This is a genomic window from Achromobacter xylosoxidans (assembly GCF_002192695.1).
Classification (GTDB): Bacteria; Pseudomonadota; Gammaproteobacteria; order Burkholderiales; family Burkholderiaceae_B; genus Achromobacter; species Achromobacter xylosoxidans_C.
In genome coordinates this window covers 88,638-96,187 of sequence record NZ_MTLG01000120.1, presented here as the reverse complement: position 1 = coordinate 96,187, position 7,550 = coordinate 88,638, and the positions used below count along the sequence as shown (strand labels likewise).

Genomic DNA, 7,550 nt, shown 5'->3' with positions numbered 1-7,550 from the left:
GGGGCAGTCCGGAGCGAAGGCTCCGGACCGCAATCGTGGGCGCTCGCCGCCACACCGCCAGCGCCGCCGTGCGGCCTACGCAGCTTCGCTCATGCACACCGACGAACAGCCCACGAAGCTCCGCTCAAAAACGCCCCAAAAAAACTACAGCAACTTCCCAGGATTCATAATCCCCGCAGGATCCAACACAGCCTTGATTTCCCGCATCAACCGCAACTCCAGCGCATCCTTGCTATGCAGGAAATGGTCCCGCTTCAACTGCCCGATCCCATGTTCGGCGGAAATGCTGCCGCCATAGCGGTTGACCTCGTCCAGCACCGCATCCGTGATCGCCGCTCCATGCACGGCCACCCAGTCACGGTCCGCGCCAGCCGGGCGCGACAGGTTGTAGTGCAGGTTGCCGTCGCCGAAGTGGCCGAAGATGAAGGGGCGTATGTCCGGGTACAGCGCGCGCACGCGGGCTTCGGCGGATTCCATGAAGTCGGGGATGCGTTCGATCGGCAGCGACACGTCGTGCTTCAGGTGCGGGCCGTCGGCGCGTTGGGCTTCGGAGATTTCCTCGCGCAGCTTCCACAGCGCCTGCAACTGCGCCAGCGATGCCGACACGGCTGCGTCCAGGCACAGGCCGCGTTCGAGCGCCGTGCCGATCACGTTTTCAACCAGGCCGTTGAGCGCGGCCTCGTCGGCGGTGTCCGCCAATTCCACCAGCACATAGGCCGGATAGCGCTGATCAAAAGGTTCCTGCACGCCCGCGGCATGCGCCAGCACCAGGTCCAGGCAATCGCCAGAGAAGTACTCGAACGCCTGCAGGCGCGCGCCGCATTGTTCGAACAGGATCTCGAACAGTTGCAGGGCCTGCGCCGGCGACTCCACGGCGGCCAGCACCACCGAACGCACGTCGGTGCGCGGGAACAGGCGCAAGGCGACGGCGGTGATGACGCCCAGCGTGCCCTCGGAGCCGATCAGCAATTGCTTGAGGTCATAGCCGGTGTTGTCCTTGCGCAGCGTGCGCAGGCCGTGGAAGATCTCGCCCGTAGGCAGCACCGCCTCCAGGCCCAGCACCAGTTCGCGCGCCATGCCGTAGCGCACCACGTTCACGCCGCCAGCGTTGGTGGCGACGTTGCCGCCGATCTGGCTGGAGTCTTCCGCCGCCAGGCTCAACGGCAGCAGGCGGCCGGCGTCCTGCGCGGCACGGCGCAGATTGCCCAGGATCGCGCCCGCCTCGGCCACCATGGTGTTGGCAATGGTGTCGATGGAGCGCACGGCGTTCATGCGATCCAGGCTCAGCACCACATTGCCCGCAGCTGCATCCGGCGTGGCGCCGCCGCATAAACCGGTGTTGCCGCCACGCGGCACCACCGGCACGCCTGCCTGCTGGCATAGCGCCAGGCAGGTGGCGACCTCGGCGGTTGTGCGCGGACGCACCACCGCTTGCGCGTTGCCTTTATACAGGCCGCGCCAGTCGGACAGCCAGGGCGCGATGTCGGCCTCGGCGGTGATGACGGTGTCGGGGCCCAGGGCCTGGACCAGGCGTTGCGTAAAGTCGGATGCGCTCATGATGTCTGCCTTGCGGCGGGAGAGAGTTGATCGAGTTGCAGGCGGCTGGCCGCCTGTTGCAGATGGCGGGCGGCGGCCTGCCGCGCCCGTTCAGGATCGCGGTCGCGGATGGCCTCGAACACGGCCACGTGTTCCTGGTGCACGGCGGCCGTCAGGCCGGCCTGACGGCGGCTGTTGCTGCGGGCGGTGCTGACGGCCAGCCTGAGTTGCAGGTTCAGGTACTGCAGCAGGTCCTGGTAGCAGCTGTTGTGCGTGGCGGCGGCGATGGCGCGGTGAAAGGCGATGTCGTGTTCCACGCCCTGCTCCGGGTCTTCCAGATGCGATTCCAGGTCGGCCAGGGCGCGCGCCATGGCGGCCAGGTCGGCGTCGTCGCGCCGCAGGGCGGCCAGCGCGGCCGCGCCGCCTTCCAGCTCCATGCGCAGTTCGTAGACGCCGGCCAGCTGCTGGCGATCCACGGCGATGCCGGCGGACAGCTGGAAACCCTGCGCGCCGGTGCGCGACAGCACGGTGCTGCCGGAACCCTGCCGGCTCTGGATCAGGCCCTGGGCGCGCAGGCGTTCGGTGGCCTCGCGGATGACCGCGGCACTGACGCCGTATTGCTCGGCCAGCACGCGGCCGGCCGGCAGCTTGGCGCCCACGGGATAAGCGCCCGCGGCGATGTCGGCGGCGATCTGGCGGGCAACCTGTTCGGTCAGGGTGAGGCTCTTGGTCAGCATCCGGGCATTATAGGCGCACTTTTCAGGTTATCTGATAACTTTTCACGTGAGCCGCATGTAATTGGAATGAGGACTTACTGGACTGCTGCGGGCGGCGCGGCTCAGGCGACGGCGGGCTCGCTGTCCGGGACGGTCTTCTCGGCCTCGTCCGCCCCGGCCACGGCGCAGCAGCGGCCGCCCTGCGCCTTGGCGCGGTAGAGGGCGACATCGGCGGAATGCATGGCCGCTTCCGGGCTGCGGTTGGCGCCGGACACGATGGAAATGCCGATGGAAAGGCCTACGCTGACCCGCGTGCCGTCCGCCAGGGTGATCGGCTGGGAGGCGTCGTGCAGCAGGTGTTCGCCCAGCCGCAAGGCTGCGGTGGCGTCGATGCCGGTCACCAGCACGATGAACTCGTCGCCGCCGATGCGCGCGGCCACGTCGTCCACCCGCAGCATGGCGCGCATGCGCTGGGCAATGGTCATCAGCACCTGGTCGCCGGCGGCATGGCCGTAGGTGTCGTTGATGAGCTTGAAATCGTCCATGTCCATGTACAGCAGTGCCGCGGAGCTGTCCTGGCCGCGTGCGCTGGTGCAGACGCGCTCCAGCGCGGCCTGCAGGCCGGCGCGGTTGGCCAGGCCAGTCAGCGCGTCTTCGCTGGCGCGGCGTTCGCTGTCGCGCTCGGCCAGCATGGTCGACACCAGGATGCGGTTGAGCCGGTGCGAGGCAACGCTCATGCTGACCAGGTAGAACGGGATCTGGATGAAGACGATGGCCGTAACGTATTCGCCGGTGAAGGCTGCGCCCAGGCACATCGGCCCCAGGCTCAGGAAGATCATGGCGCCGACCAGCCGCGGCGCGCCGTAGTTCCGGAAGCAGATGCCGCCAGCCATCGCGCCGCAGGACACCCCGGCCAGGGTGGCGGCCAGCCAGTCGCCGTTGATGAAGGTGACGAAGACGCCATAGCCCACGCTAAACGCCCACAGCAGCGCCAGCAGGATGTAGATGTCGGTATGGGTATTGCCGCCCTTGGGCGCGGCGCGCAAGGCGGACCGCAGGATCAGGACGCGGACCAGCGCCAGCACCACCTCCATCGCCAGCCATGACAGGTACAGCGGCTCTGGGCGGCGCCAGGCGACCACGCCGGAGATCATGAGGGTGTTGATGACGCCACCCGCAAAAATGGGCAGCGTGCCGAACAGGCTGGCGATCAGGGCCGAACGGATGTCCGCAGGGGTATCGTGCCCGGAATGCGTCAGCCAACGCGTCAGGCGCCATTTGGGCAAACTGAACTTCAGTGCTGTATCCACGCGGTCACGTCCCAAGCGGTCTACCCACTTTCGGGTAGGCTGGCTGGCGTTATAGCAGGTATTTCAAACCTTTAATATTGTCCGCGGGGCCAATCCCGGGCAGGGAATCAGTGCCCGCGATGGCCGCAGACGGCGCATTCCGGGTCGCGCTGGACGTTGACGCTGCGCCATTGCATGGTGCGCACGTCCAGCCACAGCAGGCGGCCGGACAGGCTTTCGCCCACGCCGGACAGCAGCTTCAAGGCTTCTGCGGCCTGCATGCTGCCAATGATGCCGACGACCGGCGCGAACACGCCCATCGTGGCGCAATTGGCTTGCTCGACGTCGTCGGCTTCGGGAAACAGGCAGTGGTAACAGGGCGCGTTGTCGTCGCGCAGATCATAGACGCTGACCTGGCCGTCGAAACGAATGGCCGCACCCGACACCAGCGGCTTGCGGTGCTGCACGCAGGCGCGGTTGATGGCGTGGCGGGTGGCGAAGTTGTCGGTGCAATCCAGCACCAGGTCCGCCTGGGCGACAGCATCGGACAGGGCCTGGCCTTCCAGCCGCTCGACGCGGGCATGGACCCGGGTCTGCGGATTGAAGGCCGCCAGCATGTCGCGTCCGGACTCGGCCTTGTGGCGGCCGACGCTGGCGGTGGTGTGCAGGATCTGGCGTTGGAGGTTGCTCAGCTCGACGACGTCGTCGTCGGCCAGGGTGATGTCGCCCACGCCGGCGGTGGCCAGGTAGAGCGCGGCGGGGGAACCCAGTCCGCCCGCCCCCACGATGAGCACACGCGCCGCCAGCAGTTTTTCCTGCCCTTCGATTCCCAGCTCGTCGAGCAGGATGTGGCGGGCGTAGCGCAGCAGTTGCTCGTCGTTCATTTGTCCTTGCTGGGCTCGACTCCGGTCGGCGTGATCTTCATGCGCTGGGGCGTGCCGCCGCCGGCCTTGGCGTCAGCCTTGGCCTGGGCGCGGGCCGAACCCTTTTGCACCGGCTTGCCGGCCAGCACGTTCAGGGCCTGTTGCAGCTGGAAGTCGTCCTTGCCGCCGAATTCGAACACCTTGGTCGGCACGTCGACGTTGTCTTCGCCGGCGCTGGACTTCACTTCGTTGGCGGTCTGCTGGTTGGACAGGTGGCGCTGCAGGTCGGCTTCGCGCGGCAGGCGGAACAGGTCGCCTTCGGCCGTGTCGGCGACGACGTAGTCAGGTTCGATGCCGGTGGCCTGAATGGAGCGGCCGCTGGGCGTGAAGTAGCGCGAGGTGGTGAGCTTGACTGCGGTGGTTTCGGACAGCGGCAGAATCACCTGCACCGAGCCCTTGCCAAAGGTGCGGTTGCCCAGGACCTTGGCGCGCTTGTGGTCCTGCAGCGCGCCGGCCACGATCTCGGAGGCCGAGGCGGAGCCGACGTTTACCAGCACCACCATCGGCACGGTCTTGGTCCAGGCCGGCAGGCCGGACAGGTAGTTGCTTTCGCCGCGGGCGTATTCCGACGGCGTGGCCAGGTACTTGTGGCGGGCGTCGGGGGTGCGGCCGTCGGTGGTCACCACCACCGAGTCGGGCGGCAGGAACGCGCCCGACACGCCGATGGCGCTGGTCAGCAGGCCGCCCGGGTCATTGCGCAGATCCAGCACCAGGCCCTTGGGGGCTTCCTTGGCGCCGAGGTCCTTCAGCTGCTTGGCCAGGTCGGAGCCGGTCTTTTCCTGGAACTGGGCGATACGCACGTAGCCGATGCCGTTGTCCAGCATCTTGCTGCGCACGCTGCGCACCTTGATGATGTCGCGCACGATCTTCAGCACGATGGGCTGCGGACGGTCGGCGCGCATGATGGTCAGCGTGATCGGCGACTTGGGCGCACCGCGCATCAGCTTGACGGCGTCGTTGAGCGTCATGCCCTTGGTGGGCGTGTCGTCGATCTTGATGATGAGGTCGCCGGCCATCACGCCGGCGCGGGCGGCGGGCGTGTCTTCTATCGGGGAAATCACCTTGACGAAGCCGTCTTCGGCGCCGACCTCGATGCCCAGGCCGCCGAATTCGCCTTGCGTGGCCGTCTGCATTTCGCGGAAGGCGTCGGCGTCCAGGTAGGCCGAGTGCGGATCCAGGTTCGACACCATGCCGGAGATGGCATTGTCGATCAGGGTCTTGTCGTCGACGGCCTCGACGTAGTTGTTCTTGATGGCGGCGAACACATTGCTCAGCTGCCTGAGTTCGTCCAGTGGCAGAGGGCTGCCGCGCTGGGCGACCGCAGTCACGCCTACGCTGAGCAACACACCAGCCACCGCACCGATGGCAATCAGACCGAAACCGCGAAACTTACGAGTGCCCATGCACACTTCCCGAATTTTGTTTTCGCCGATGGGGTTTGGTAATTACCAACGACATCAATCTACTGCGCCAGCCATTGTGCCGGATCCACAGGAGCGCCACGATGGCGAATTTCAAAGTATAGGCCGGATTCCACTTGGCCGCCGGTCGCCCCGACCGTAGCGATGGTATCGCCACCCGTCACCGAATCTCCCACCCGTTTGAGCAGACTTTGGTTGTAAGCATAGACGGTCAGGTATTGCTGCCCATGATCCACAATGATGAGGTTGCCAAAACCACGCAGCCAATCGGCGTAGACCACCGTGCCGGGGGCCACCACCTTGACCGGCGTGCCTTCGGCCGCGCGCAGCACCACGCCGCGCCATACGCCGCCGTCCGGGCGGTCGACCCCGAAACGTCCCTGCACCTGGCCGCGCACCGGCATGGACAGCCCATGGCGCAAGCCATTGCCGCCGCCCACCGGCGCGGCGCGCGCGGTCTGGGTCTGGGTCTGCTGAGCGGGCTCAATACGGCTTGGAGCGGGTTTTTCCTCTGGAGGTTCCGCCTTCTTGGGCGGTTCCGCGGGTTTGGCCTGAGGCGGCTCGGGCGTGGTCAGGCGGGACTGCTTCTGCTCGGCCGGACGCAGGCCGGCGGCATCCGGATCGGCCACGGCCACGGGACCGCGGCTCTGGCGCGAGGCGGCTTCGACCTGCTCGCGCGCCTGGGCCGCATCGCGCGCGTCTCGGGCGTCGCGCTCGCGCTTGGCGTTGTCGGCGGCCTGCTTCGCGTTGTCGGCGGCGAGCTTGCGGTCGGCCTCGGCCTTCTTGCGGGCGTCCTCGGCGGCGCGGCGCTCGGCGTCCGCGCGCTTTTTGGCTTCCTCGGCGGCGCGGCGCGCCTCTTCCGCGCGGCGTACTTCCTCGGCCCGCTTGCGCGCTTCCTCGGCGCGGCGGGCATCCTCGATCTGCTTGGCGATGGCCGCGTCCAGATCGGTAATGAGCCGCGACAGGCGCTGATCGTCGCGTCCCAGCTTGTTGGCTTCGGCGCGCTGGGCGGCGATCTGCCCTTCCAGCTGCGCCAGCAGCGTGGCGCGCTCCTTCTGCTGACCGACCAGCGCGGTCTTCTGCTCGGAGGTTTCGGCCACGACTTTTTCGATTTCGGCGCGGCGGGCGTCGGCCCGCCCCTGCAGGGCGGCCAGGCGCTCGATGTCCTCGCGCAGCGCCTGCACGGCGTCGGCGCGGGCCCGTGAAACGTAATCCAGATAGCCCAGGTTGCGACCCAGCACCTGGGGGTCATCGCCCGACAGCAGGGCCGTCCAGGGCGACAGGCCGCTGGTGTACTGGGTGCGCAGCTGTTCGGCCAGTTCGGTGCGGCGCTTGGCCAGCACGACCTGTTGAGCGCCGATCTGCTTTTCCAGGCCGGTCAGGTCGGCCTGGGCCTGGCGGTTGGCCTCGGCCAGCTCCCGCAGGCGCAGGTTGATCTTGGAAATGGCCGACTCGGACTGCTTGAGCCCGTCGGCGGCTTCCTTGCGGGCAGCCTCGCGGTCATCGATATCCTTTTGCAGGTTCTCGATGCGGTCGCGCAAGGCGGCCTGCTGCTTTTCCGCGTCGGACTGGCGGCCGGCAAGGTCGTTGGGCGCGGCGCGAGCCGACAACGCCCCACCGGTCAGCATGACCGCCAACAACAACCCTGCCGCGCGACGCATAGGA

At 67.6% G+C, this 7,550-nt stretch carries 6 protein-coding genes; all 6 read right to left on the bottom strand.

The window, feature by feature from the left end:
* Positions 1-144: 144 nt before the first annotated feature.
* A complete protein-coding gene (locus BRO63_RS30380) occupies positions 145-1,557 on the bottom strand; it encodes an FAD-binding oxidoreductase (RefSeq protein ID WP_088143293.1) in 1,413 nt (470 codons plus the stop codon).
* The gene (locus tag BRO63_RS30375) at positions 1,554-2,273 is read right to left on the bottom strand and encodes a FadR/GntR family transcriptional regulator (RefSeq protein ID WP_088143292.1); all 720 of its coding nucleotides are present in this window, start codon (positions 2,271-2,273) and stop codon (positions 1,554-1,556) included. The genes BRO63_RS30380 and BRO63_RS30375 overlap by 4 nt, the downstream gene beginning before the upstream one ends.
* A 101-nt stretch (positions 2,274-2,374) precedes the next feature.
* Positions 2,375-3,562: a GGDEF domain-containing protein gene (locus BRO63_RS30370; RefSeq protein WP_088143301.1), complete on the bottom strand. Its 1,188-nt coding sequence runs from the start codon at positions 3,560-3,562 to the stop codon at positions 2,375-2,377.
* Positions 3,563-3,669: 107 nt separating this feature from the next.
* Positions 3,670-4,425: a HesA/MoeB/ThiF family protein gene (locus BRO63_RS30365; RefSeq protein WP_059378175.1), complete on the bottom strand. Its 756-nt coding sequence runs from the start codon at positions 4,423-4,425 to the stop codon at positions 3,670-3,672.
* Positions 4,422-5,867: a S41 family peptidase gene (locus BRO63_RS30360; protein ID WP_088143291.1), complete on the bottom strand. Its 1,446-nt coding sequence runs from the start codon at positions 5,865-5,867 to the stop codon at positions 4,422-4,424. The genes BRO63_RS30365 and BRO63_RS30360 overlap by 4 nt, the downstream gene beginning before the upstream one ends.
* A 59-nt stretch (positions 5,868-5,926) precedes the next feature.
* Positions 5,927-7,546 (bottom strand): murein hydrolase activator EnvC family protein, encoded by a 1,620-nt coding sequence (locus tag BRO63_RS30355; RefSeq protein WP_088143290.1) that lies wholly within the window; start codon positions 7,544-7,546, stop codon positions 5,927-5,929.
* Between the last annotated feature and the right edge of the window lie 4 nt (positions 7,547-7,550).